This is a genomic window from Hwanghaeella sp. 1Z406 (assembly GCF_048892425.1).
In the GTDB taxonomy this organism is placed as follows: Bacteria; Pseudomonadota; Alphaproteobacteria; order UBA8366; family Aestuariispiraceae; genus Pacificispira.
The window spans coordinates 267,621-291,511 of sequence record NZ_JBLZHU010000001.1; the positions used below are offsets into that span (position 1 = coordinate 267,621).

The 23,891-nt window shown below is 53.8% G+C and carries 25 protein-coding genes and 1 pseudogene; 15 read left to right on the top strand and 11 right to left on the bottom strand.

The window, feature by feature from the left end:
• Positions 1–22: 22 nt before the first annotated feature.
• The 4 genes from ACOSDR_RS01250 to ACOSDR_RS01265 form a co-directional block, all read right to left on the bottom strand.
• Entirely contained in the window at positions 23–1,060 is a 1,038-nt protein-coding gene (locus tag ACOSDR_RS01250) for a hypothetical protein (protein WP_420723010.1), read from the bottom strand.
• A gap of 171 nt (positions 1,061–1,231) precedes the next feature.
• A complete protein-coding gene (locus tag ACOSDR_RS01255) occupies positions 1,232–1,828 on the bottom strand; it encodes a TetR/AcrR family transcriptional regulator (protein ID WP_420730161.1) in 597 nt (198 codons plus the stop codon).
• A gap of 184 nt (positions 1,829–2,012) precedes the next feature.
• Complete coding sequence (locus ACOSDR_RS01260) at positions 2,013–2,426, bottom strand: hypothetical protein (protein ID WP_420723012.1); 414 nt, start codon at positions 2,424–2,426, stop codon at positions 2,013–2,015.
• A gap of 149 nt (positions 2,427–2,575) precedes the next feature.
• Positions 2,576–2,806 carry a hypothetical protein gene (locus ACOSDR_RS01265; protein ID WP_420730162.1) on the bottom strand — a complete coding sequence of 77 codons (231 nt, stop codon included), beginning with the start codon at positions 2,804–2,806 and terminating at the stop codon, positions 2,576–2,578.
• A 481-nt stretch (positions 2,807–3,287) separates the two neighbouring features.
• Here ACOSDR_RS01265 and ACOSDR_RS01270 point away from each other — a divergent pair, with 481 nt between their 5' ends.
• Together ACOSDR_RS01270 and ACOSDR_RS01275 are read left to right on the top strand one after the other, a co-directional pair.
• Positions 3,288–3,788 (top strand): hypothetical protein, encoded by a 501-nt coding sequence (locus tag ACOSDR_RS01270; protein ID WP_420730163.1) that lies wholly within the window; start codon positions 3,288–3,290, stop codon positions 3,786–3,788.
• Positions 3,789–3,859: 71 nt separating this feature from the next.
• Positions 3,860–4,611 (top strand): annotated as a pseudogene (locus ACOSDR_RS01275) (IS5 family transposase).
• Positions 4,612–4,620: 9 nt separating this feature from the next.
• Here ACOSDR_RS01275 and ACOSDR_RS01280 read toward each other — a convergent pair.
• From ACOSDR_RS01280 to ACOSDR_RS01295, 4 genes are all read right to left on the bottom strand, one after another.
• Positions 4,621–5,841 (bottom strand): threonine synthase, encoded by a 1,221-nt coding sequence (locus ACOSDR_RS01280; RefSeq protein ID WP_420730164.1) that lies wholly within the window; start codon positions 5,839–5,841, stop codon positions 4,621–4,623.
• A 98-nt stretch (positions 5,842–5,939) separates the two neighbouring features.
• Positions 5,940–6,638: a GntR family transcriptional regulator gene (locus tag ACOSDR_RS01285; protein WP_420730166.1), complete on the bottom strand. Its 699-nt coding sequence runs from the start codon at positions 6,636–6,638 to the stop codon at positions 5,940–5,942.
• Between the two features lie 118 nt (positions 6,639–6,756).
• Positions 6,757–6,945, bottom strand: coding sequence for a hypothetical protein (locus ACOSDR_RS01290; protein WP_420723016.1), 189 nt, complete (start codon positions 6,943–6,945; stop codon positions 6,757–6,759).
• A 34-nt stretch (positions 6,946–6,979) separates the two neighbouring features.
• Positions 6,980–7,354, bottom strand: a complete 375-nt coding sequence (locus ACOSDR_RS01295; RefSeq protein WP_420723017.1) for a hypothetical protein — start codon at positions 7,352–7,354, stop codon at positions 6,980–6,982.
• A gap of 125 nt (positions 7,355–7,479) precedes the next feature.
• Between ACOSDR_RS01295 and panB the strand changes: the two genes are divergently transcribed.
• The 7 genes from panB to ACOSDR_RS01330 all read left to right on the top strand — a co-directional run bounded on the left by panB (position 7,480) and on the right by ACOSDR_RS01330 (position 13,608).
• Complete coding sequence (gene panB, locus ACOSDR_RS01300; RefSeq protein ID WP_420730167.1) at positions 7,480–8,349, top strand: 3-methyl-2-oxobutanoate hydroxymethyltransferase; 870 nt, start codon at positions 7,480–7,482, stop codon at positions 8,347–8,349.
• Positions 8,350–8,391: 42 nt separating this feature from the next.
• Positions 8,392–8,694 carry a DUF6166 domain-containing protein gene (locus ACOSDR_RS01305; RefSeq protein ID WP_420730168.1) on the top strand — a complete coding sequence of 101 codons (303 nt, stop codon included), beginning with the start codon at positions 8,392–8,394 and terminating at the stop codon, positions 8,692–8,694.
• Between the two features lie 87 nt (positions 8,695–8,781).
• Positions 8,782–9,843, top strand: coding sequence for a TRAP transporter substrate-binding protein DctP (dctP, locus tag ACOSDR_RS01310; RefSeq protein ID WP_420723020.1), 1,062 nt, complete (start codon positions 8,782–8,784; stop codon positions 9,841–9,843).
• An 80-nt stretch (positions 9,844–9,923) separates the two neighbouring features.
• Positions 9,924–10,445 (top strand): TRAP transporter small permease subunit, encoded by a 522-nt coding sequence (locus ACOSDR_RS01315; RefSeq protein ID WP_420723021.1) that lies wholly within the window; start codon positions 9,924–9,926, stop codon positions 10,443–10,445.
• Positions 10,446–10,449: 4 nt separating this feature from the next.
• Positions 10,450–11,793, top strand: coding sequence for a TRAP transporter large permease (locus ACOSDR_RS01320; protein ID WP_420723022.1), 1,344 nt, complete (start codon positions 10,450–10,452; stop codon positions 11,791–11,793).
• Positions 11,794–11,830: 37 nt separating this feature from the next.
• Positions 11,831–12,700 carry a phytanoyl-CoA dioxygenase family protein gene (locus tag ACOSDR_RS01325; RefSeq protein ID WP_420723023.1) on the top strand — a complete coding sequence of 290 codons (870 nt, stop codon included), beginning with the start codon at positions 11,831–11,833 and terminating at the stop codon, positions 12,698–12,700.
• A 110-nt stretch (positions 12,701–12,810) separates the two neighbouring features.
• Positions 12,811–13,608, top strand: a complete 798-nt coding sequence (locus ACOSDR_RS01330) for a sterol desaturase family protein (protein ID WP_420730169.1) — start codon at positions 12,811–12,813, stop codon at positions 13,606–13,608.
• A gap of 88 nt (positions 13,609–13,696) precedes the next feature.
• On the opposite strand, the gene ACOSDR_RS01335 is transcribed toward ACOSDR_RS01330, so the two are convergent.
• The gene (locus tag ACOSDR_RS01335; protein ID WP_420730171.1) at positions 13,697–15,934 is read right to left on the bottom strand and encodes a xanthine dehydrogenase family protein molybdopterin-binding subunit; all 2,238 of its coding nucleotides are present in this window, start codon (positions 15,932–15,934) and stop codon (positions 13,697–13,699) included.
• 138 nt (positions 15,935–16,072) lie between these two features.
• Here ACOSDR_RS01335 and ACOSDR_RS01340 point away from each other — a divergent pair, with 138 nt between their 5' ends.
• On the top strand, positions 16,073–16,663 hold the full coding sequence (locus ACOSDR_RS01340; RefSeq protein ID WP_420730173.1) for a TetR/AcrR family transcriptional regulator: 591 nt from the start codon (positions 16,073–16,075) through the stop codon (positions 16,661–16,663).
• 24 nt (positions 16,664–16,687) lie between these two features.
• Here the strand turns inward: ACOSDR_RS01340 and tyrS are convergent, their stop codons facing one another.
• A complete protein-coding gene (gene tyrS, locus ACOSDR_RS01345; RefSeq protein WP_420730174.1) occupies positions 16,688–17,938 on the bottom strand; it encodes a tyrosine--tRNA ligase in 1,251 nt (416 codons plus the stop codon).
• A 104-nt stretch (positions 17,939–18,042) separates the two neighbouring features.
• On the opposite strand from tyrS, the gene ACOSDR_RS01350 reads away from it, so the two are divergent.
• Positions 18,043–19,128 (top strand): anhydro-N-acetylmuramic acid kinase, encoded by a 1,086-nt coding sequence (locus ACOSDR_RS01350; protein WP_420730176.1) that lies wholly within the window; start codon positions 18,043–18,045, stop codon positions 19,126–19,128.
• Here the strand turns inward: ACOSDR_RS01350 and ACOSDR_RS01355 are convergent.
• Positions 19,125–19,775, bottom strand: coding sequence for an alpha/beta hydrolase (locus ACOSDR_RS01355; RefSeq protein ID WP_420723029.1), 651 nt, complete (start codon positions 19,773–19,775; stop codon positions 19,125–19,127). The two genes, ACOSDR_RS01350 and ACOSDR_RS01355, sit on opposite strands and share 4 nt — an antisense overlap.
• Before the next feature lie 260 nt (positions 19,776–20,035).
• Here ACOSDR_RS01355 and epsC point away from each other — a divergent pair, with 260 nt between their 5' ends.
• The 4 genes from epsC to ACOSDR_RS01375 all read left to right on the top strand — a co-directional run bounded on the left by epsC (position 20,036) and on the right by ACOSDR_RS01375 (position 23,834).
• On the top strand, positions 20,036–20,791 hold the full coding sequence (epsC, locus tag ACOSDR_RS01360; protein ID WP_420723128.1) for a serine O-acetyltransferase EpsC: 756 nt from the start codon (positions 20,036–20,038) through the stop codon (positions 20,789–20,791).
• A 211-nt stretch (positions 20,792–21,002) separates the two neighbouring features.
• A complete protein-coding gene (locus ACOSDR_RS01365; protein WP_420723030.1) occupies positions 21,003–21,461 on the top strand; it encodes an Rrf2 family transcriptional regulator in 459 nt (152 codons plus the stop codon).
• Between the two features lie 66 nt (positions 21,462–21,527).
• Complete coding sequence (locus ACOSDR_RS01370) at positions 21,528–22,661, top strand: cysteine desulfurase family protein (RefSeq protein WP_420730177.1); 1,134 nt, start codon at positions 21,528–21,530, stop codon at positions 22,659–22,661.
• A 9-nt stretch (positions 22,662–22,670) separates the two neighbouring features.
• Positions 22,671–23,834 (top strand): cysteine desulfurase family protein, encoded by a 1,164-nt coding sequence (locus ACOSDR_RS01375; protein ID WP_420730178.1) that lies wholly within the window; start codon positions 22,671–22,673, stop codon positions 23,832–23,834.
• Positions 23,835–23,891 lie beyond the last annotated feature (57 nt).

The window sequence follows — 23,891 nt, forward strand, 5'->3', positions numbered from 1 at the left end:
CCTTTTGGGAACCGTATAGACATCACACGATCTTGACGCGTTCCACAATCATCTTCGGGTCAACAATCTTACCATTTTCAATGATGACCTTGTTATCCAAGGAGATCGTGCAATCGCGCATTGGGACATCATAATGACCGCGCGTTCTGCGATTGCCGCCCCCTTGCGTGTTGGGTCCGGTTGAAAACAGGAAATTGCCTGGGAAAGTGCGCGCCGCTGCCCGGCTACGCTCCGGCTGGTCACCATTCAGGGCCAGTCCATACCATAGCGCCTGTGGATTCAAGCCCCAGCCCAGATGCGAAACTGCAAATGGATCCATATCGTCCGGGCTTTCCTTGTTATCATCCAGCCAGTCCTGCATCAGTTTTGCATCCAGGCCGCCTTCGATCTTGCGAATAAAGCCATCCCTGATTTCCAGGCGAACCTCATCCACGACATAGCGACAGAAGGGAAGGATGATAATGTCGCCTGGTGCGAAAACAACGGTGCCATTGGCGGACCCTTCATCCGGGAAGGTGTGGATATGACCACCGCCCCAATGATCGAAACGGCCGGGTTCGTCAGCAAAACCCCATTGCGTCATAACTGGATACTCTCCCCGGGTGAAGGTCAAATCTGTCCCGGCGGCTGACGTAACCCGAACAGATTTCGTCTTTGAATACAGGTCGTCTGCGTATTGGCAGGCTTCTTTCAATCCCGGAGGGGCAATCAGGTGTTCCAGATCATCGGGCGCATCAATGATCATCAGCACACGGGTGCCATTATCCCGCACATCCTTCAACCAGCTGGTGAACAGCGGCACATGGAAGATCACGATAATATCGGCTGCTCTGGCTGCTTCTAATGTGCCCTTGCACTGGCCAATGGTTGGAACACCGACCTTGGTCCAGCCGGGAATCGAATTGACACACATTTCATAGACATCTGCGCCCAATGTATCGGCAGCGGCAAAGGACGCCTGGATGTATTCGCGGCGTGTCGTCAAGTCACTGACACAACAGATCGTTTCGCCCTTTTTTACATTGGACAATTTGAATTGGCGTTCAAAGAGTGACGCCATTTTGGCTGGGTTCATTTCCTGAGGTCGGATTGAAGCAACGTGCATTGGTTTCTCTCTCTTGGTTGTCGCCAACACGGGGTGGCGGGATCGTTTGAATTTCTATTACCGACTATCATTCGGTTTTAATTCAGCGTCAATAATTTTTTTAAGAAATTTTCGAAAATACTCTATTTAATCGGAAATTGGATCTGGATGGCTTCCCGCCAACATGGTGACCATCAGATCAACGGAGTGGTCTATCCGTTTGGACGGACCATTCAATTTATGATTCATGGCAAATCCGTCAAAGGCCATAAACAGTATATGCGCAATGCTGCCCCTTTCGCACAGGTATCGGCGTTCTTCCGGCAGGCAGGATGCGATCAGCATGGATAATTTCTGTTCGGCCCAAAACAGTAATTCACGGGAATATTTGTCTTTTGGAGAGGCGGTTGACAGCGCTTGCATCAAGTTATTTGCAAAGCAATTTTCTTCCCCCGGAATTTCATGCCACAGGGTCTTTAGAATAAACCGCAACCGTTCGCGGGGGTTTTTGATTTTCATGACATCGGCTTCCAGTTGTTCCAGCCGGGCCCGTTGCCATGGATCAAATAGGGTAAAAAGGATTTCCAGCTTAGAGGCGAAATAGACATAGATATTGGCACTGGAAACGCCCGAATGTTTCGCAATCTGAGCCATTGAGGCACCGTGATACCCGTATTCCCGAAACATTTTTCCTGCGGCATCAAGAATAGCTTGCTGAATTTCAGGCTTTTTTATCTGCGCCATTGCGGTGCAACCCTCAAAATTGTGTCATCTAAACATCAGACAATGAAAATCCTCCCCCATCTTTCTTACCCGCCAAACGAGGGGAGATGCAATTCAAATGAGAATTGGACATGCCAAAGCGGGAGGTAAATCACGTTACCTCCCGCAGCACGGTTTTCGATGAAGGCCTGCTTCTTATTGGTTCTCAGGCGGGCAGGTGACCGATTGGCGCTTGCATCAGGCCAATACGCTTTGATGTATCGTGAACAAGAAACGGAACCACTAGCTTCCAGATCACCACTAAAAGCAGAACCACAGCAATTGGGCTGAGGGTCGCAACAGTTAGAGTGGCGCTAACAGTTTCAGCAGAAAACGCTGCTGTTACGAAATACAGAAGGGCAAAAGACAGAATCACTGTGATCGCAAAGGCGACAAGTGAGAGTTGGATGCTGATATCCCTGTTGGCCGGGACACGTTCAAAAAAAGCATAGGCCAAGGGCAGCATAAGGGCAGCAAAACCAGTAAAACCCAACGCGATCGTGAAATCCATGAGCACCGGTGACATGATGGTTCTTTCTAAGAAAGAGGAGGGCAGTGCGCAGACAGGCTGTGTCTTCATCGACTGCCGGATTTTATGATTCGGCAACTGTGATCGTTTGAGCAGGGGGCTAAACAGCAGGCCAGGAATGCAAAATCTGCGCTTCTGTTTTAGAATACAGCCCGGCAAATCTGATTGAATCGCGCAAACAAGGCACAGGGTTCCAACCTCTAAAGCGGGTCCAACCGCTGTTCCACTCGATAGGCGGCGCCGGCCAGAAACCATATCGATGCCGCGCTGGGCAGGGCTGCGACTAGCATTGCAATATCCAGTATCGGCACAGAAAAGGTGAAATTGTTGAAAATCGCCCAGACCAGGGCAGTGATGGTTCCAAAAACCACGATGCCAGTCAGCAGCGACGCAGCCGCTGCTGTGACATACCAGGAAAGCTTGCCCGCCATGATGACAGAAAACTCCAGAAGGGGTGAGGCCCGGATATCGGTTGCCCCAAATGGACTTTCCAGAGGCGGACAAGGCCCCACTGCAAATATAATTTTCTGACCTTGAATTGGGTTCACACCCTAAACACAACTCCTTTTCTGGCCTTCTGCTCTTTCAGCAGATGCGCTGCGCTTCCTTTACCTCCAGTATTATTGACTATCCGACTCCGATACATCGAACCTGAACAGTGCTTTCTTTAGAAGTTTACAGTTAGTTTGCTGGGAGCCTAGGGAAAGGACCAGGGAGACGCGAGAATCGGGATTGATTGTCTCGATGTTCCTGGCAAAGTCATTGCCCTAGTGTAAAGACGTTAACTGCGCTCTAGACTGCCCGTAAAACGTGAAGTAGTCTTTGATTACACTATATCCAAACCACCTCTTAAGGACAGGAAGTGGATTTGATAAAGCTTTTGTGAATGCCTGATATTTGGATGCATCTAAAATGGGAAAAAACATGTTCAAAAAGATTCTAATTGGGATGGTTTGTTTGATGCTTTTTTCAAGTAGTGGGAGTGCGTCAGGTAAATTTTTGTTAAATGACTACAGCCTTGCAGTTGAGGAATTAAGTAGTGATGGTATTTATAAAACCTATAGTTTTTCTTACAATGGAAGCAGCATTGGTGAAATAACTTCGATTGATCTTTCGGTTCGTAAAATACAACGTGATAAGAAAGATAATTTTTATTTTGTTTTTGCCGCCACAACGGGCGGAAGTGGTTGCTCTGAGGTTATTCTTGTTATTTCTGTGACGGATGGACAATATAACTTATCTCCAAGTATTTATTTTTGTGGTGGATTAGAAAATGCAGAATACATTGAAAATTTAGACGGATTGTATCTCGATGGAGCAGATAGATCCGATCAGAAAATTCACTACTATGTGAATAATATAGGTAAGGTGAAGGCAAGTGAGACTGAGTTTGTCGAAAACCCATTCTTTTAGGGTGTGAACCCAATTCAAGGTATTGATGAGACTTAGCAAATCATGATTCACCTTCTGTAACACAGGAGGGAATGATAGGTCGATTTGATTTGAGTGATGAAGAGTGGGCGGTTATTGCGCCTTTATTGCCAAAAAATGTCCGTGGTCCGCGTCGGCAGGATGATCGTCGGGTTCTCAACGGGATATTCTATATTTTGCGGACCGGTGCGCCTTGGCGGGATTTGCCAGAGCGCTATGGGCCTCGAACGACGGTCTACAATCGCTATGTGCGGTGGGGCGAACGGGGTGTCTGGAAAGGCATATTTAATGCCTTGGCCGAAGAGGTCGAGGATAGTTTCCTCTTCATTGATGCGTCCATCGTTAAAGCCCATCGCGCTGCGTCAGGCTCAAAAAGGGGGAACTGGCAGAAGGTATTGGACGCTCACGCGGCGGTCGCACAAGCAAAGTTCACGTGGCCGTAGACGCCAAGGGTCGCCCGCACAGGCTGGAGATCACCGGCGGACACGTCCATGACAGCCAGGTCATGGATGCCTTTTTAAACTGGACGAAACCACCTCTCGCCATCGTCGCGGACAAAGCCTATGGCAGCGCCAAAATACGACGTCAAATCGCAGACGAAGGCGCATTGGCGGTGATCCCATCGAAAAGCAATGCCCAAACTCCAGTCCCCCATGACAAGAACATCTATGCCATGCGCAACATCGTTGAGCGCTTCTTCTGCAAGATGAAGGATATGCGAAGACTGCCAACGCGGTTTGAGAAACACGGAAACAACTTCCGAAACATGTTACATCTCTTCGCTATCAAATGCTGGATCAATTGAGTCCACACCCTAGAACTGCGTGTAATCGATGGGCTGGTGTCGGTCCAGGGCGCGGTCAATTTTGGGAAGGGGATATTTCAACCCCGTTGCACAGTTGAACAATAGGGCCCGTTCATCACGATCCACAAGGCCGCTTGCCAGGGCTTGTTTATAGGCCGCCATCGTGGCCGCCCCTTCCGGACATAACAGCAGGCCATCTTGTTTGCCCACTTCGTCCAGAGACTCTGCAATGGCCTCGTCCTCTACAGCAATGGCAAAGCCACCGCTTTCGCGCACGGCCCGCAGGATCAGGAAGTCGCCGACGGCGATGGGGACACGAATGCCCGCCGCGTATGTATGGGCATCCTGCCACAGGGGGGCGTGCTCCTCGCCTGCCTCATAGGCTTTTACGATTGGTGCGCAGCCTGTTGCCTGAACGGCTACCATTCTGGGCTTCTTCTGGCCCAGCCAGCCAATTGCTTCCAGCTCCTGAAACGCCTTCCACATCCCAATCAGACCGGTGCCTCCGCCTGTCGGATAAAAGATAATATCGGGTACTTGCCAGCCCATTTGCTCGGCAAGTTCCAGCCCCATCGTCTTCTTGCCTTCAATTCGATAGGGTTCCTTTAACGTGGATAGGTCGAACCAGCCGACCGGGCCTTTGCCTTCGCCAACAATCTTGCCGCAATCGTTGATCAGCCCGTTGACGCGATAAACAGTCGCCCCCTGCAGTTCTATTTCAGAGACATTGACTTCCGGCGTATCGGCGGGACAGAAAACAGTGCTGCGAATTCCGGCCTGGGTGGCATAGGCCGCCATCGCCGCCCCTGCATTTCCATTGGTTGGCATGGCCAAATGGGTCAGGCCCAATTCCTTTGCCATGGAAACCGCCAGCGCCAGGCCCCGTGCTTTAAAGGATCCGGTTGGCAGGCGTCCCTCATCCTTCACGATAATCGACGTCGCATTCAGGCGCTTTGCTGTATGGGGCAGGGGAATTAGGGGCGTCACAACCTCGCCCAGGCTGACAACATTTTCATCCCGGCGTATCGGCAGAAACTCGCGATAGCGGTAAAAGCCATCCGTGCGCTTGGCGATGTCTTCCTTGGTCACGGCTTTCGCCAGCGCATCCAGATCATAGCGAACCAGCAAGGGCCGCCCAGCTTCTGACAGGCCTTGCACCGTATCTGCCGGATAGGTTTTTCCAGTCATGGAACATTCCAGATGGGAAACGAAAGTGGGGGTGTCGGTCATGGGAGCTCCGTTGCGATGCCAAGGGAAGGGAGTGCAGACTTACGCCTCCTCAATTGGTCGGTCAACGCGCAAGGGAATCGTCGATTGTTCACGAAGGATCAGTTGATATTCGATTGATCCAGGGTCGCCCGGGTGAATTTCTCGATGTAATTGATCAGGGTGTCGGATGCCGCTGCCGCACCGCTGGAATCGCCATTGCCAATGGCTTTGGCTACCGCCGCATGAAGGCGTGCGCATAGCGACAGGTCCAACACCTGCTTGTAGTGTTGATACCAGAATCGGCGCGACAGTCCGTGCATCAGGCCCATGGCACTGCGCGCATAGTCGTTTCTGCAGACACGGGAGATCATGCCATTCATGCGACGATCCAGGCGCATGAACTCAACGTCATCGGCAGTGTGCGACGTTTCTTCCAGGTTCGCGGCCAATGTCAGAAAGGCGTTTTTCTCTTCCTGACTGGCACGAACAGCGCAAAGACGCGCCATCAGTCGTTCCACTTCGCGCCGAACGGCCAGCAACTCCAACTGGTTACGCACATTGATATCAGATACAAGAATGCCACGACGGGGCAGAATATTGACCAATCCTTCCCGGGCCAGCCGTTGCAGCGCCTCCCGGATCGGGGTGCGGCCAATTCCCAGTTCAAGCGACAGCGATGCTTCGGACAAAACCTCACCAGGCTCCAGGCGCAACGTCACGATTCGCTCTTCTATCTGGCGATAGGCCTGTTCTGTCAGACTAAGGCGTGCCTCTGCCTTTACAGGTACCCCTTCTTTGCGCTCCAAACCACGATCCATCTAAAACCCGTCCTGCAATCTGTGCAGTTCAATCGCGTGATCAAACTGTCGTTCGCTCAGTATTGCGGAGTCCCTGACATGCGGCAATGGAATACATCTATTCCTAGTTCCGATGAGCTCACTTGCGACTGGTAGGGCTGCGGCGTTTGGTTTCCGGAAAAAGCCACAGTGCAAAAATCATGAAGGCGCCCAGACCCAGCACTACCCAGGCAGGCACAACATTCCCGATATCCATTTGCCAGAAATGGGCGGTGGCTGCGACTAGCGCGACCAAGACGGTCAGTAGAATTTTAAAGGGAACTGGCATGAATAATCCTCCTAATTCTTTTGCTCTGTTTCTATCATACCGGGATGGTCCCGTGTAGCAGGAAACCTGTTATCAGACTTACGCCCATTGTACAGATCAACCCCATTGGTTGATTGCGCAACGGGTTCGGGAGTATTTGAAACACCAAAGGGCCGGTTAACAGTCCCAGCCCGGCGGCGACAATAGCCCAACTGACGGGCAGGCTGTCTATGCACCACACAATCAGAGAAACGGCACAGACCGCAATCGCTACGCCTGTCGCACAGACCAGCAAGGTCATTGCGATGCTGGCACCATCCCTCTTTGACATATCCATTGGCAGAAACCCGGCCAACAGAATGATGCCTGCCGTCAACAGGGCCACCGTGCCAAACAGAGTAATCAGACCGGGAAGGAATTGCACAAACACGGCTCGGGCGTCCTTTCCGTGAATTCGTTGGACTTTGGTGAAATCACTACTTGACCAGCTGTTTCAATATCCCTTACAGATATTACAGATATATCAGTTGCGTGTTTGTGAAAAGGGAGAGTTTGATGACCGCCGAAGAAAAAAAGAAGCGGACCATCGGGGAGATACGAGATTCCAAAACCAGTGGCGAGAAAATGGTCTACACATCTGTGCCAGACTATACGTCGGCGCGCTGGGCAGAGGCTGCTGGTGTCGATGTTTGTGTGGTTGGTGACAGCCTGGCGATGGTCGCCCATGGATATCCCAGCACAATCCCCGCGACGATGGACATGATGGTGATGCATGCCGCTGCCGTGCGGCGCGGGGCTCCAAATACTTTCACATTGGGCTGTATGCCCTATCAAAGCTATAACACGGTGGATCGGGCGCTGATGAATGCGACCCGCTTCATGCAGGATGCAGGCTGTGATGCGGTCAAACCCCAGGGCGGTAAGTCGCAAGCACATATCCTGAAGGCGTTGGTGGAATCAGGTATTCCCACTGCATCCCATATCGGATTGACGCCCCACACGATCGCCATGTTTGGCGGGTTCAAAATTCAGGGGCGCACGGCGGAAACCGCCATGGTGATTCTGGAAGATGCCCTGGCCATTCAGGATGCCGGATGTTTCATGCTGGAATTCGAAGCCGTTCCCGCGCCGATTGCCAAGCTGATCTCTGAACAGTTGGAAATCCCCACAATTGGGATCGGGGCCGGTGTTGGCACCGACGGTCAAATTCTCCTCAGCTACGATTTACTGGGCGTCTTTACCGACTTCAAACCCAAATTCACAAAACGATACGCCAATCTGACCGATGTCGCTGTTGCGGGTCTGAAAGAATATGTGCGGGAGGTTAAGGAAAGCCAGTTCCCCGATGACGATCACAGCTATTCGGTCGCCGATGGCGTGCTGGAGGAATTCCAGACCTTGATTGAGAAGCGTAAACAACATTGAAAACCGCAGGGATAAACCTGCGGACGACCAGGGGAAACGACTGTGAAAACTTATACCGGAGACCGCACCATAGATGGCGTTCAAGTCATGGTGGATGGCGCGCCCCTTGACCCCAGATTTGATCTGAAAACGCTCAGCGAATTGGGGTTTGAATGGGGATATGAAGGAACAGCCCCGACACAACTGGCCCTGGCGCTGGCAGCAGATGTTTTTGGTGATGACGCGCTGGCCCTGAAGGTCTGTGACACCCTGATGAAAAGGGTGGTCGCGAATTTTGCCAATGAATGGGTCATGACGGAAGGCGATATTAAAGACGCCGTGTCGGACCAGGTGGCACTGAAATAACAACCGCGCAATAAGGTGACAAAAAGTCACCAGATTTCATCAACAAGGTGGCCAAGCGGGGCCCCAAGGAAGAGTGGGAGGATTGCTATGTTTAACCTGAAAAAGATTGGGGTCGTATCGACCCTGTGTGCGGCAGTTTTTGGGATGTCCTTTGCGGCGACCACGGCTTTCGCGCAGGAGCATAAATTCAAGATGGCGACCGGTTGGGCCGGTGGGCCATTGATGGAAATCGGCGCGAAGGCTTTCGCGGATCGTGTCAAAGAAGCATCGAATGGCCGGATTGAAGTTGAAGTGTTTGCCGCCGGGACGCTTGGCCCGGGTCTGAAGGTTTCAGAAACAGTCAGCAGTGGTGTGGCGGAAATGGGTCACACCTGGGCAGGATATGACTGGGGCGCGGATCCGACGGCTGTGTTGTTCGGCGGTTATGCCGGCAGCTTCGACACGGAACGGATGCTGCATTGGCTGTATCGTGCCGGTGGTGCTGAACTGCAGGCGGAATGGCGCAAGGAAAAATTCAACCTTGTTTCAATGCCTTTGTTCATCCGGACTGCGGAAGTGTTCCTGCATTCCCGCAAGCCTGTGAAATCCCTGGCTGACTTGCAGGGCCTGAAATTGCGTACGGCCGGTGCCTGGTTGGAAATCTCACAAAGCATGGGGGCTGCTCCGGTCACGATGCCGGGTGGTGACGTTTATGCATCCCTGGAACGCGGCGCAATCGATGCAACGGAATGGGGCACTTTGTGGGAAGACATTTCTCCTGGTTTCCACCGTGTCACGAAATATGTGATCATTCCGGGTGTGCATCAGCCGACCGCCCCGTTTGAACTGGTGATCAACAGCGAGACCTGGGCATCCTTGTCCGAAGCGGACCAGAAGCTGATCAGGGATGCTGCGTTTGATACAACGATGAATTCCTGGCTGACGATTGGTCAGGAAGATGCCAAAGCCTTGGCCTTCTATCGGGCCCAGGGCAATGAAATCATTGAATTGGATGCAGAAACCCAGATTGCCGCGCATAATGCGGGGATCGATTGGGCAAATAAAATCGCGGCGGAAAATGCCTGGTTCAAACGAGTTTTGGATGATCAGGCAGCCTTCGCAGACCTTTGGAAAGATGCCAACCGCTATCGCAACGTTATCAGCGAATAGCACTGTGAATAAGTTCGGTCGAGAGGTGCAACAGGCCTCTCGACCGAATCCTTCTTAGGTATCTTTTTACAAAGAGGGCTATGATGCACTCAATCATTCGCCTGATCGAAAGCCTGACAACACGGACAGGCTTTTTGATCTCATTGACCATTATTCCGCTGGTGCTGACCGCGACTTATGAGGTCTTCGCCCGCTATGTTTTTGGCGCGCCGACGATCTGGGCCTATGAACTGGGGTACATGATCACCGGTACGCATTTTCTGATTGGCGCAGCGATCACCTTGGCGCGCGACAGCCATGTTCGAATTGATATCCTATATGATCGACTGTCCTTAAAGTCGCGGGCGCTTGTGAACCTGGCTTTCTATGTGGCGCTGTTTCTTCCTTTCCTCGTTTTGTTGAACGATGCGCTTTGGCATTACGCATTGGCGGCCTTCGCCAGTGGAGAGCGGTCCGGTAATTCTGCATGGAATCCGCCGATCTGGCCGTTTCGCGTGCTGTTGTCCTGTGGCTTTACCCTGTTGGCACTGCAAGTCATCGCAGAATGCCTGAAAAGCCTGCTGACCCTGCTCAATCGACCCTATTCTGACGTGGAGAGATAAGGCAATGGAAGCCCTTTTGATGTTCCCGGCATTGCTGTTTTTGATTTTTATGGGCGTGCCGGTCGCCTTCGCCTTGATGGGGGTTGCCTTTGTCTTTGGCTTGTTTGCCTTTGGTGAGGCGTCGTTCTTTCTGTACACCCAGAAGATTGAGGATATAGCCAGTAATTTCGTGCTGGCTGCAGTTCCTATGTTTGTCTTTATGGGGGCTATGCTGGAACGGTCTGGTATTGCCGAAAATCTGTTCAGCGCCGTCCATTTGTGGACAAGGCGACTGCCAGGCGGTCTGGCGATCGGGACGATCATCATGTGCATCATCTTCGCCGCATCGACCGGTGTGGTCGGGGCCACGGAAACCGTGGTCGGTTTGTTGGCGATCCCAGCGATGATGCGGTACAAATACAACAAGTCCCTGATTTCCGGGACGATTTGTGCAGGCGGATCCTTGGGAACAATTATTCCCCCCTCCGTCGTGGTCGTCGTTCTGGGTCCCATTGCCGATGTATCCATTGGCGACCTGATGGTCGGGATGATCTTCCCCGGCTTACTGTTATCCTTCCTGTACATCGTCTACATTCTGGGCCTGTGCATATTGAAGCCTGAAGCGGGCCCGCGCCGGACTCTGGCACCTGGTGAAGTCGAATTGCCGCTTGCCGAAAAACTAATCATCACGGCAAAGGCTCTGGTGCCGCCGGTTGCGATGATTTTCGCTGTACTGGGCTCCATCATGATGGGATGGGCTGCGCCAACGGAAGCATCCGCCCTAGGCGCATTGGGTGCGTTCCTGTTGACGGTTCTATATGGCAAATGCACCTGGCAGACCTTTAAAGAAGCCATTGTAAAAACCCTGACCGTGACGGCGATGATCATGTTGATCCTGTTGGGCGGCAGCATCTTTACCGGGGTTTTTGTTGGATCTGGCGGCATGAGTATCATGCGCGAGCTGATTGAAGCGGTAAATCTGGGTCCATGGGGATTGTTATTTCTGTTCCTGGCCCTGGTTTTTATTGCCGGTTTCTTCCTGGAATGGATTTCGATCCTGCTGATCTTTGTGCCTCTGTTCATCCCGTTCATTCGGGAAAGCTGGGCCGCGACCGGCTATGGCGGATATTTCGATCCAGTGTGGTTCTGCATGCTGATTCTGGTCATGATCCAATCCAGTTATCTATCCCCGCCTATGGCACCGGCGATCTTCTACCTGCGGGGCATCGCGCCGCCGGAGATTACGCTGAAGGATATGTATAAGGGCGTTGTGCCATTCCTGGTCATACAGGGCATAACCCTGGCGATTGTCATGACTTTCCCCCAAATCACGCTGTGGCTGCCTAAGCAGCTTCTCGGCTTTAACTAACTGATGAGGTGATGGGACGATGCGCAAAGAAGACATAATGAGCCGTCCGGCCAAAGTATTGAGTCAGGCGCAACGCGACGAATATTTCAATGATGGCGCGGTCGTGGTTCCCGCCTTGATTGGTACGGAATGGCTGGCAAAACTACGCGCAGCGATTGATCGGCAGATCGAGTTGAGCCGCGCAGAAACCAAAAGCGGTTCAATCTTTGATCTGGAGCGTGATCATACCGCAGAAGAGCCGCGCTTGCGTCGTGTTTCCAGCCCGTGCGATCAGGATGAGGTGTTCTGGCAATTCCTGACAGATTCCAAGATTGGGGATGCGTTTGAAGATCTGCTGGGTCCGAATGTGAAATTCTATCAGTCCAAACTGAATTTCAAATGGGCCAAGGGTGGGGCAGAGGTGAAATGGCATCAGGATGCCCCCTTCTTTCCCCACACCAATACCAGTGTGTTGACCTGTGGCCTGTATCTGAACGACTGCGATATGGATCAGGGGCCGCTGGCCATCCTGCCGGGCAGTCACAAAGGCCCGATCTATGATCACTATACAGAAGACGGGCACTGGACCGGCGACATTCAGGACAAGGATCTGGGTAAGCTGGATGTCGATAATGTCCGCTATCTGCACGGTCCAGCCGGGTCCGTGACATTCCATAATTATCGCACGGTGCATGGGTCCAAACCGAACCTGACCGGGCGGGGGCGACCCCTTCTGCTGAATGTCGTATCCGCAGCGGATTCACTGCCCTATACCTCGCAACCGCTGCCATCGCGCTATGAGCAGGCGATTATTCGCGGCCAACAGGCGCGTTGGGCGCATCATGAGGATGGCGATTACATCGTTCCGCCGGATTGGAGCGGGGGCTATACCTCAATCTTTGCGACACAACAGCGCGAACAGATGTGATGTCATATGCGTTTACCATTGAATATATGATGTGCAACTGATATATCAGATGAAGGGGCGAACCTGATTATCTCATCGGGCATCGCGCAGAGCATCTAAAGGAGAGAGCAATGGAACTTCAAACGTCTCCCATGTCGGACCGCCAGCGCAAGTATCGTGGTGAGTACCGGGATCGTATTGCCGGATGGTACAATGGTTTCTTGCATGTCGCCGTGATCTATACGATCGGCATCGCGGCCCTGTACATTTACATCAGCAATATGCAGTCGCCGTTGTGGTGGGAATGGTTGACCGTGCCGGTCGTGTTCCTGTTATGCAATCTGTTTGAATGGTTCCTGCACCGCCATGTTATGCACCGGCCGCTGAACATCATCGGCCTGCGGGCGATCTATACGCGCCACACCCTGATGCATCACCAGTTCTTCACGGAAAATGAAATGCGCTTCGCCGATCAGCGAGACTGGCGTGTTACATTTTTCCCGCCCTACGCGCTGGTAACATTCATTCTGGCAACCATCCCAGGCGCGTTGGTACTTGGCTGGCTGATTTCCCCGACCGTGGGCTGGCTGACAATGTGCACGACGACCGGCATGTATCTGACCTATGAATTCATGCATTTCTGCTGCCATGTGGAGGAAAACTCCTTCGTGCGCAACATGCCCTTCGTGAACACGATCCGCCGCCACCATACCGCCCATCATGATCAATCCTTAATGATGGAGCGGAATATGAACCTGACCTTCCCGATTGCGGATTGGTTCTTCGGGACATCGGATCTCAATCGCGGTTTGCTGGGGCACATCTTCAACGGCTACAGCACAAAACATATCCGTAAGGACATGCGCAAAACCTCGAAGACCCCGAAAGTTGCGACACCTGCCAGCACAGCGCCCAGCATGGCCAGCTAAAGTCATATCTCGTTAAGGGTGGGAGTTGGTACAGGGCCTCAGGAAATCTGAGGTCCTGTTCTTTTGTGGAACCTTAACGAAATATCACTTAACGCGACAGCGCACGCCAGACCCGTTCCGGGGTCATGGGCATATCGATATCCTGTGTGCCCAGAGCGTCTGCAATGGCATTGATGACGGCGGCGGGGCCACCGATGGAGGCATTTTCCCCAACGCCTTTCATCCCCAGGACATTATTATCCGTTGGAATATCGACATCATGTAAATCAAAATTGGGCAGGTCCCCGGCGCGGGGCAGCTGATAGTCCATGAAGGAGCCGCTGAGCAATTGCCCGGTATCGGGATCAAAGATGGTGCGTTCAAACATCGCCTGACCGATTGCCTGGGCCAGACCGCCATGAATTTGGCCTTCTGCGATCATTGGATTAACGCGGCGGCCCAGATCATCTGCAGCGGTTAGCGCTACCAATGCGACATGTCCCGTCTCGGGGTCCACTTCAACCTCTGCGATATAGGCACCATGGGGCACGGTCTGGGTTTCATGATCGCTGTCGGCCATGCCACACAGTTTTTCGCCCTCAGTCGGTTGGGCAACTGCCAGTTCGATCAAGCTGATGCGCTTGTCGGTCCCGATCACGGTGAAGCCCCCATTGCCATATTCAATATCCCCGATGGCCGTTTCCAATTGCTCGGCTGCCTGTGCCTTTGCCAGATCAATCAGGGCGTCCGTCGCCTTCAGGATCGTGACCCCGGCGATGGGCAGAGACGACGACCCGCCAGTCCCGCCACCGGTCTTGACCTGTGCGGTGTCGCCTTCGACGACATCAATGCGCTCCATCGGGATTTGCAGCCGGTCGGCGACCATTTGGGCGAAGGCGGTTTGGTGCCCCTGACCTGATGCCTGGACGCCGGTCAGGATCAGGATTGATCCGTCTTGTTGCAACAGAACTTCGCTCTTTTCCTTAGGGCTTCCACCAGTCAGATGCAGATAGACACCAATACCGATGCCCCGTTTCAGACCCTTTGCTTCGGAGGCCGCACGGCGTGCTGGAAAGCCAACCCAATCCGCAGCCTTTACCCCCGCCATCATGGCCTGTTCAAAATGCGCGGAGTCATAGGGGAAGCCGTTGGCGGCTGTGTAGGGCATTTTGCTGGGCGGGATCAGGTTTTTCTGGCGAAAGGCAATGGCTCCCAGCCCGGTTTCAGTCGCGGCCTTGTCGATAAGGCGTTCCACCAGATACTGCGCTTCGGGCTTACCGGCCCCCCGATAGGCATCCGTCGGGGCGGCATTAGTATAGACCGCCTTCACCCGGTAATGCAGCATGGGAATGTCATAGACATGGCCCAGCGTCTTCCCGAACCCTTTTGTCAGGACACTGATCCCAAGCGCAGAGGCATAGGCCCCCATATCCCCAATGGAGTCGACGGAGAGGGCGAGAATACCGCCCTCGCTGTCCAGGGCGAGTTTTGCTGTGCTGGCCTGGCCACGCCCATAGGCATCGGTCAGGAAGGCTTCAGAGCGGCTGGAAACCCAACGTATTGGACGACCTAGGTCTTTGGCGGCCACCAGAACCAGACTCTGCTCGGGATAATTTGTAATCTTGATGCCAAAGCTTCCCCCTACATCGGCGGTGATCACGCGGATCGTGGCCGGGTCCGCGCCAATCGTCTTTGCCATCATGTCGCGCATGAAATGCACACCCTGGCTTTGGGTATGCAATGTGTACTGGCCGTCCTGAAACGTGCCAAGGGCAGAGCGGGTTTCAATCGGGCTAACGGCAATACGGTCGCTGCGCTGGGTGATTTCCACAACCCGTGAGGCCCCAGCGAACGCCTGATCTACAGCCGCTTTGTCGCCTTCCTCCCAGATGCAGGCGATATCCTGTGATTGGGTCGGTTCTGTGATGGCATCTTCTTCTTCATAATCGACCATAATCAGTTCCATCGCCTCAATCGCCATGGCTTCTGACTCGGCGACAATAAAGGCGACGGGATCGCCTGCAAACCGCACCGTGTCTTGTGCCAGAAGGGGCCGGTTTGGTGCCTGGAACGGGGTGCCATCGCTGCTGGGATGGGCGGTTACACAGGGCATGGGGTGACACCCCAACCGTTCCAGATCAGCCCCCGTATAGATCGCCAGAACGCCCGGCATGTCCATTGCGTCACTGATATCCAGGCTGGTGATCCGACCATGCGCAATGGGGGAACGAAGGACTACGGCATGGGCAGTATCTGGCAGTTGAATATCCTCAACAAACTGCCCCAAGCCGGTCAGCAGTCGCTGATCTTCAACCCGATGTACCGATGTGCCTGTAAATTCTGTCATTGCCTGTTCCTTCCTGTCTTAAATTAGGTTTAGCAATGCCAGACGGTCCGGACAAACACCAAAATTCCCATAATTATTGAATGATCATTCCAGTAAATGCTGATAAGCTGTTTTTGGTAAAGAAAAGGAGAATAATGCATGGGCCGGTTGCGATCCTTTGATCCTGATAGTGTTTTGGACAGGGCGATGCATGCCTTTTGGGCACGGGGATTTGAGGCAACGTCCATTGAGGATCTGGTCGCGTGTACGGGGATCAACCGCGCCAGCTTGTATGGCGCGTTCGGGGACAAACGGGACCTGTTTCTGAAAGCGCTTCAGCTTTATGTCCAAACAGGGCCGATCATTGAATTGGATCCCTCGACCCGCAAGGGTGGGGTGCGAGCCGCCTTACAGGCCTATATCGATCAGGTCCTGGACTTGATGTCAGATGGGCGAAACCGGGGCTGTTTTATAACCAATACAGTGGCGGAGTTCGGCAGTCAGGATGCCGATATCTTGGCCCAGACACGCATAGCACTGGCCGGTGTCGAAAACGCGTTTGATCGATTGTTGCGATGGGGCCAGCAAACGGGGGAGGTGCCGGCACAGGCTGATGCCCGCGCCCGCGCTCGGCTGCTTTTGGCCGCGATACAGGGCCTGCAGGTTATCTCGAAAGTGAATCCGGATGCCCGCGCCCTGCGACAGATCGCCGATCAGGCCATCGCCGCCGCATTGGCCCCCGTTTCCTGACGTCAACGCTGCGGCAAATCCTGATCAGGCAACCCTGATCAGGGCATGTTTCTTTTTGCCCAAAGACAGTTTTATCACGCCCTCTGAAACATCCAGCGACCCCAGAACGCGGCGATCATCGTCCACTTTTTCGTCATTGATGCGCACCGCGCCGCCTTTGATTTGGCGTCGGGCATCCCCGTTGCTTTGTGTCAGACCCGCACGTGTCAGGGCTTCCAGAACCCCGATGCCTGCCTCTATTTCCGCAGCGGTCACATCGATGGTTGGAAGGTCATCACCAATCGTGCCCTGGGTAAAGGTCTTATGGGCGGTTTCCTGCGCGGCCCGGGCGGCATCATCACCATGGCACAGGCGCGTTGCCTCATTGGCCAGCACAATTTTCGCGGCATTGATTTCTGCGCCATCCAGGGCTTCCAGACGTGCAATTTCGTCCAGCGGCAGATCCGTGAACAGTTTCAGGAAGCGCCCGACATCAGCATCCTCAGTATTGCGCCAGTATTGCCAATAGTCATAAGGGCTCAACCGATCCGCATTTAGCCAGACAGCACCAGAGGCTGTTTTGCCCATCTTTGCGCCAGAAGATGTCGTTAGCAGTGGAACCGTTAGGCCAAAAAGCGAACTGTCATCGGTGCGACGCCCCAATTCGACCCCATTGACGATATTGCCCCACTGGTCCGATCCCCCCATTTGCAGACAGACCTTGTGACGCCGATTTAACTCCACAAAGTCGTAGGCTTGCAAAATCATATAGTTGAATTCCAGGAAGCTCAGCGGCTGTTCTCGCTCCAGGCGCAGCGCGACACTGTCGAATTTCAGCATGCGATTGACAGAGAAATGCCGACCATAATCACGCAGAAAATCGATATAGTTGATTCCAGATAACCACTCGTCATTGTTGACCATCACAGCATCAGTAGGACCGTCCCCGAAGGTCAGGAATTTCTGGAAAATTTGTTTGATGCTAGCAATGTTGCGGTCGATATCGGCATCGGTCAGCATCTTACGTGCTTCGTCCTTGCCGCTGGGGTCGCCAACCTTGGTCGTACCGCCGCCCATCAAGACGATGGGTTTATGGCCGGTCTGTTGCAGCAGACGCAGCAGCATGATTGGCACCAGAGACCCAGCATGCAGCGAATCAGCCGTCGCATCGAAACCGATATAGGCGGGAACTGGTCCTTCCATGGCACGCGCATCCAAGGCGTCCATATCCGTGCATTGATGCAAAAAGCCCCGGTCACGGACGGCTTTCAGGAATTCCGAGCGTATTTGTGTCATAATGTGCAAACTGCTGTTTGTAGAAAATAGGAAGCGCGAGATAGCATGTCGGTCACGGCCCGGCAACCAAGCTGCTTTAAACCGGGTTGGGGAGGAACCTAAAATTGACAAAAAACAGTCGCGCTATTGGATTGATGAGCGGCACCAGCCTGGACGGTATTGATGCGGCGTTGATTGAAACCGACGGGGATAGAGTTCAGTCCTTTGGTCCGTATTTGACGCTGCCCTATGACCCGGCATTTCGATCGCGCTTGCGGTCGGTTCTGGGTGCAGTGGAACGCAATGCCGCAATTGATATCCTAGAGCGGGAATTGACCGACCTGCATGCTGTTGCAGTAACCCGTTTGCTGGATCAGGCCGGGCTATCGGCCCCTTGCATTGATGTGATTGGGTTCCACGGTCAGACCATCAATCATCGCATTGATCTGGGATGGACCTGGCAATTGGGGCTGGGGGGGCGGCTGGCAAAGGCTGTGGGGATCGATACAGTCTATGATTTTCGGCGCACGGATGTGGCGGCAGGCGGACAGGGGGCCCCTTTAGCACCGGTCTATCATCGCGCCCTTGCAAAATCCCTGGAAATGCCTGTGGCAATCCTGAATCTGGGTGGTGTCGGCAATATCACCTTCCTTGAAGGCCCCGACAGCGATCCCATTGCTTTTGATACTGGTCCTGCCAGCGCCTTGTTGGATGATTGGATCAGTCGAAATGGTGCGGGCCACATGGATGAAAATGGCCGGATATCCGGTTCAGGATCGGTGAATGCTGGTGCGCTGGATCAGTTGATGGGCAATCCCTATTTTGATCAGCCTTACCCGAAATCGCTGGACCGCAATGCGTTTGACCCCGGCCCTGTGGCGGATTTGTCTCTTCAGGATGGTGCAGCGACCCTGGCTGCCTTTACAATTGAAAGCGTGGCTAGAGGTATCGAGTTGCTGCCGGTCCGGCCGGTTCGAATCCTGGTCACCGGCGGGGGGCGTCATAATCCAACCTTTATGACAGGCATGGCTGACCACCTGAACCTGCCCGTGCAATCTGTTGAGGCCGTTGGCTGGAACGGGGATGTGCTGGAGGCACAGGCTTTCGCCTATATGGCCGTACGCAGCCGCCAGGGGCTGCCGATCAGTTTCCCAATGACAACTGGCGTTAAAGCCCCTTTGACGGGGGGTCGCTTCGTGTCAAAACCTTAGAAAGGGCCGTTGCTGAGGCGTTTATCCAGATAGGTGCTGACGCTGTCCTTCAGATCATCGACTTTACCGGTGAAGAAATGATTCGTGTCGGGCATGACTTCGTAATCGATCGTGATGCCCTTTTGCGCCCGCAACTTGTCCACCAGCTTGCCAACCGTTTCATGGGGGACGATGTCATCGTCATCACCCTGCAAAATCAACCCGGAAGAGGGGCAGGGTGCCAGGAAGGTGAAGTCATATTGATTGGCAGGCGGCGCGATGGAAATGAACCCATTGATTTCCGGTCGGCGCATCAGCAATTGCATCGCAATCCAAGCCCCGAAGGAAAATCCGGCAATCCAGCAATCGCGAGCGTTTTCATTATAGGTCTGCAGCCAGTCTAATGCCGTCGCTGCATCGGACAACTCGCCTTCGCCCCGGGAGAACACGCCTTGCGATCGCCCAACCCCCCGAAAATTGAAGCGCAAACACGAAAACCCGCGCTTGGCAAAAGTATGATACATTTCATAGACGATACGATTGTTCATCGTGCCGCCATGCTGTGGGTGCGGGTGCAGGAACAGGGCGATGGGCGCATTGCTGTCGGTTCCGTGGGTGTAACGCCCTTCAAGGCGACCTTCTGGACCGTTAATTGTAACTTCAGGCATAAAGAATCCCCGGTAGAAGTGAGAGGATGGAAAAACTGTTGTTACCAAGCCATTGGCTGTAAACGTCAAGACCTTGAGATACAAGCGTTATCGCGGTGTTGTGTTCTGGGCGTCGCTTGACGCTGACGAAACAGGCAGTATATCTAAGGCGTGAAGTCGTGTCTTTAAAGAGCGACTTTATGGTTTCATTCCGGCGGAAACAGGCGGCCTTAGGCTTTTTCGGCGGGATGAATGAATACCCTAACCAAGCGGGTGATGCGATGTTTAAAACTTTGAAGTCCGATATTGATGCAATGATTTCCCGTGATCCGGCCGCCCGGTCGCGGTTGGAAGTTGCGCTGTTGTATCCGGCATTTCACGCCATCATCCTGTATCGCGTGGCCCATTGGTTGTATCAGCGCCAGTGGTTTTTCTTCGCCCGTTTCGTATCCCAGGTCGCCCGGTTGTTCACCGGTATTGAAATCCATCCCGGGGCAAAGATTGGTCACGGCTTCTTCATCGACCACGGTATGGGCGTTGTGATCGGGGAGACAGCGGAAATAGGCAACAATGTTACCCTATACCATGATGTGACATTGGGCGGTGTTTCCCCGTCTGAAAATTCGGACGGTCAGCGCTGCCAGAAGCGTCACCCTACACTGGGTGACAATGTGATTGTCGGGTCCGGTGCTCAAATTCTGGGTCCAATCACGGTGGGCCGCTGTGCCCGTATCGGGGCAAATGCTGTTGTGATCAAGAATGTTGCGGAAATGGCAACCATGGTCGGTATTCCAGCAAAGCCTATTGCTGGCCAGGCCAATCGCGCGGATTCCAGCTTTGCGCCCTATGGGACACCGCTGGGAGATTTGCCAGATCCCGCCGCCCGCGCCATAGAAGCCTTGATGGCGCAAGTGGATGTGCTGAAAGCACAGGTTGGTGATCTGGAAAGTCGTTTGACGGATGCAGAACAGCGCCCGAATTTTTCTTTTGGCGCTGATGATGCCCCAGATGATTCTGCGCGTTCCGCGAAAAAATGAGATTTTCGACAATAATGTTACTGATGTGATCCAGCCTTAATCTCCCCTCGTATTGATCTACGAGGGGTATCCCAAACGTATATTTGTTTAACAGTGCTTACAGACTTACGGGTATGGCGTGCACTGTTGTGTGCTGTGCAGATGTCGCGCCTCCCTTGTCATGGGATCAGCCCTGTTGGTTTTTACAAAAATCAGGGTTTGGAGGTTTGGTGTGAAGATATCGACAAAAGGGCGCTATGCCGTAATGGCTATTGTGGATTTGACCAGCATGAGCGCCGGTCAACCAGTGCCACTTGCAGATATAGCGGAGCGCCAGGACATTTCTTTATCCTATCTGGAACAGCTTTTCGCGAAGCTGAAAAAGGGTGGTGTCGTGAAAAGTGTGCGGGGGCCGGGCGGCGGCTATATGTTGGCGGCTCCTGCCTCGACTATTCTGATATCCACCATCATAAAATCCGTGGATGATTCCGCGCGCCCGGTTCGCTGTTCCCCCAGTTCACCGCATCAGTGCATGCCTGGAAATCAACGATGTGCGACCCATGCCTTATGGGAAATGTTGACGATTCAAATGGATGCGGCGCTGTCATCGGTCAGCCTGGAAGATGTCTGCGAGGGGCATATCCTCAGTCCAGAGCAACGGCCCCAGTCAATGGTTGGGCATAGCCGCTAAAGCAGGGCTGGTTGATCTGTCGTCAGCATCCTTTTCTTAAGGTCAAAGGCATGCGAAAAATGCCTTATGCAAACTCAGCAAATATATCTGGATTATAATGCCACCAGCCCGGTTTTACCGGTTGCAGCCGATGCCGTCGGGAACGCCATCGCTGTTGGCGGTAATCCGTCATCCATACATGGCGCGGGGCGGGCCGCACGGGCCCTGATAGAAAAGGCGCGGCGTCAGGTTGCAGCCCTGGTTGGGGCGCGCCCAGGCGCGGTTGTGTTTACGTCTGGCGCCAGTGAGGCAAATGTCCTGGCCCTGCGGGGGCTTCCCCGTCACCGCGTTCTGGTCTCATCAATAGAACATGACAGCGTACTAAACGCCGTCCCCGACGCCGTGGTTTTACCTGCCACAGGGCAGGGCGTGATAGATTTGAACGCCTTGCGACAGTCTGTGTGCGATGGGGATCTGGTATCGGTTATGGCGGTTAACAATGAAACGGGGCTGATCCAACCGATTGAAGAAATCGCAGAAATTGTGAAGGCGGCAGGGGCGCTGTTGCATGTTGATGCGGTTCAGGCCGCCGGGCGGCTTCCTTTTGACATACGCGCCCTTGGCCTCGCAGCACTCAGCCTCAGCGCCCATAAGATTGGTGGGCCAACCGGCGTGGGGGCGTTGGTTTTTAATGAAGGTCTTGCCCTTACCGCGCAGACAAAGGGCGGTGGTCAGGAAAAGGGGCGACGGGGCGGCACAGAAAATGTCGCCGGCATCGCTGGTTTCGGGGCGGCGGCAGAATGGGTTCTGGATCATATGGCACCGGAACAAAAGCGCCTTTCAGGACTGCGGGACCACATGGAACATCGGCTTGCACAGAATTGTGCGGGGCTTCGGATCATTGGGGCTGGTCTTCCACGTGTTGCAAATACATCTTGCCTGTCGTTGCCTGGCGCGCCCGCTGAAAAGCAAGTCATTAGCCTGGATCTGGCGGGGTTCTGTGTCAGCGCCGGATCGGCCTGCTCTTCTGGTAAGGTGAAAAGCAGTCCTGTCCTGACGGCAATGGGATTACCTGCCGATATCGCCGGGTCAGCGATCCGGATCAGTCTGGGATGGCGCACCACGGGAGATGATATAGACGCTTTTGTGAACGCTTATCTTGCGATGGCGGAACGGTTGCTGCCGAAGGACCCCCCCCATGCAGGCCAGGTGGCGGGATAGGATCGTATAATGACTGTCAATCGACCAAATCGCCCGATCTATCTGGATTATCAGGCGACAACGCCGTGTGATCCCCGTGTCGTGGATCGTATGATGCCCTATTTCAGCGATATTTTTGGGAATCCTCATTCTGCAGATCATCGACATGGTTGGGAGGCGGAAGCCGCCGTGGAGACGGCGCGCGGGCAGGTAGCAGCCCTGATCGGGGCAAAGCCAAGGGACATCATTTTCACGTCCGGTGCGACAGAATCCAACAATCTTGCGATTAAGGGCGCAGCCCGGCATCGACGGCAGGCGGACGGTCGCGACACGGTAATCACGCTGGCCAGTGAGCATAAATGCGTCCTTGAAAGCACCGCACGGTTAAGCCGGGAAGGCTTTAACGTTAAGATTTTACCTATTCAGAAGAATGGATTGCTGGATCTTTCGACCCTGAAAGAGGCGCTGGATGACCGGGTTGCGATTGTATCTGTCATGGCGGCGAATAATGAGATCGGGGTGATCCAACCCCTGGCCGATATCGGTGCGATGGTGCGGGAGTGCGGCGCGTGGTTTCATACCGATGCGGCACAGGCTTTCGGGAAGTACCCGCTGGATGTTGATGCTATCTGCATCGACATGATGAGTATTTCCGGCCATAAGATCTATGGACCCAAGGGAGTTGGCGCGCTGTATGTACGGGGCCGCAAACCGAAGGTGGAACTGGACCCGTTGATGGATGGTGGGGGCCAGGAACGGGGCTTGCGGTCCGGCACCTTGCCCGTTCCCCTTTGCATTGGGTTGGGCGCGGCGGCAGATATCGCCAAATCCGAAATGGGGCAGGAGGCTGAAAGACTGACCCGGATGCGCAACCGGTTGTGGGACCTGCTGCAACAGTCTGATGCGGATTTAAGTTTGAATGGGGATATGGATCAACGCCTTCCGGGCAATCTGAACATCACCGTGCCGGGGGTGGAGAGCAGTGAATTGCTGGCTGCATTGGATGGATTGTCGGTTTCCAGTGGCTCAGCCTGTTCTTCCGGGGCGCAGGCCGCCAGTCATGTTCTGCAGGCGCTGGGCCACGATCCGGCCAAGGTTGCAGCAGGCCTGCGTATCGGACTGGGCCGGTTTACCACAGAGAATGACATCGCGGCTGCGGCTGAAATGCTGTTGGCGGCTGTAAGCAAGAAATAGCCCGGCCTGAGTTAGGCGATTGACTTCACCGGGGCTTTATCCCAAATAACCGCGTTA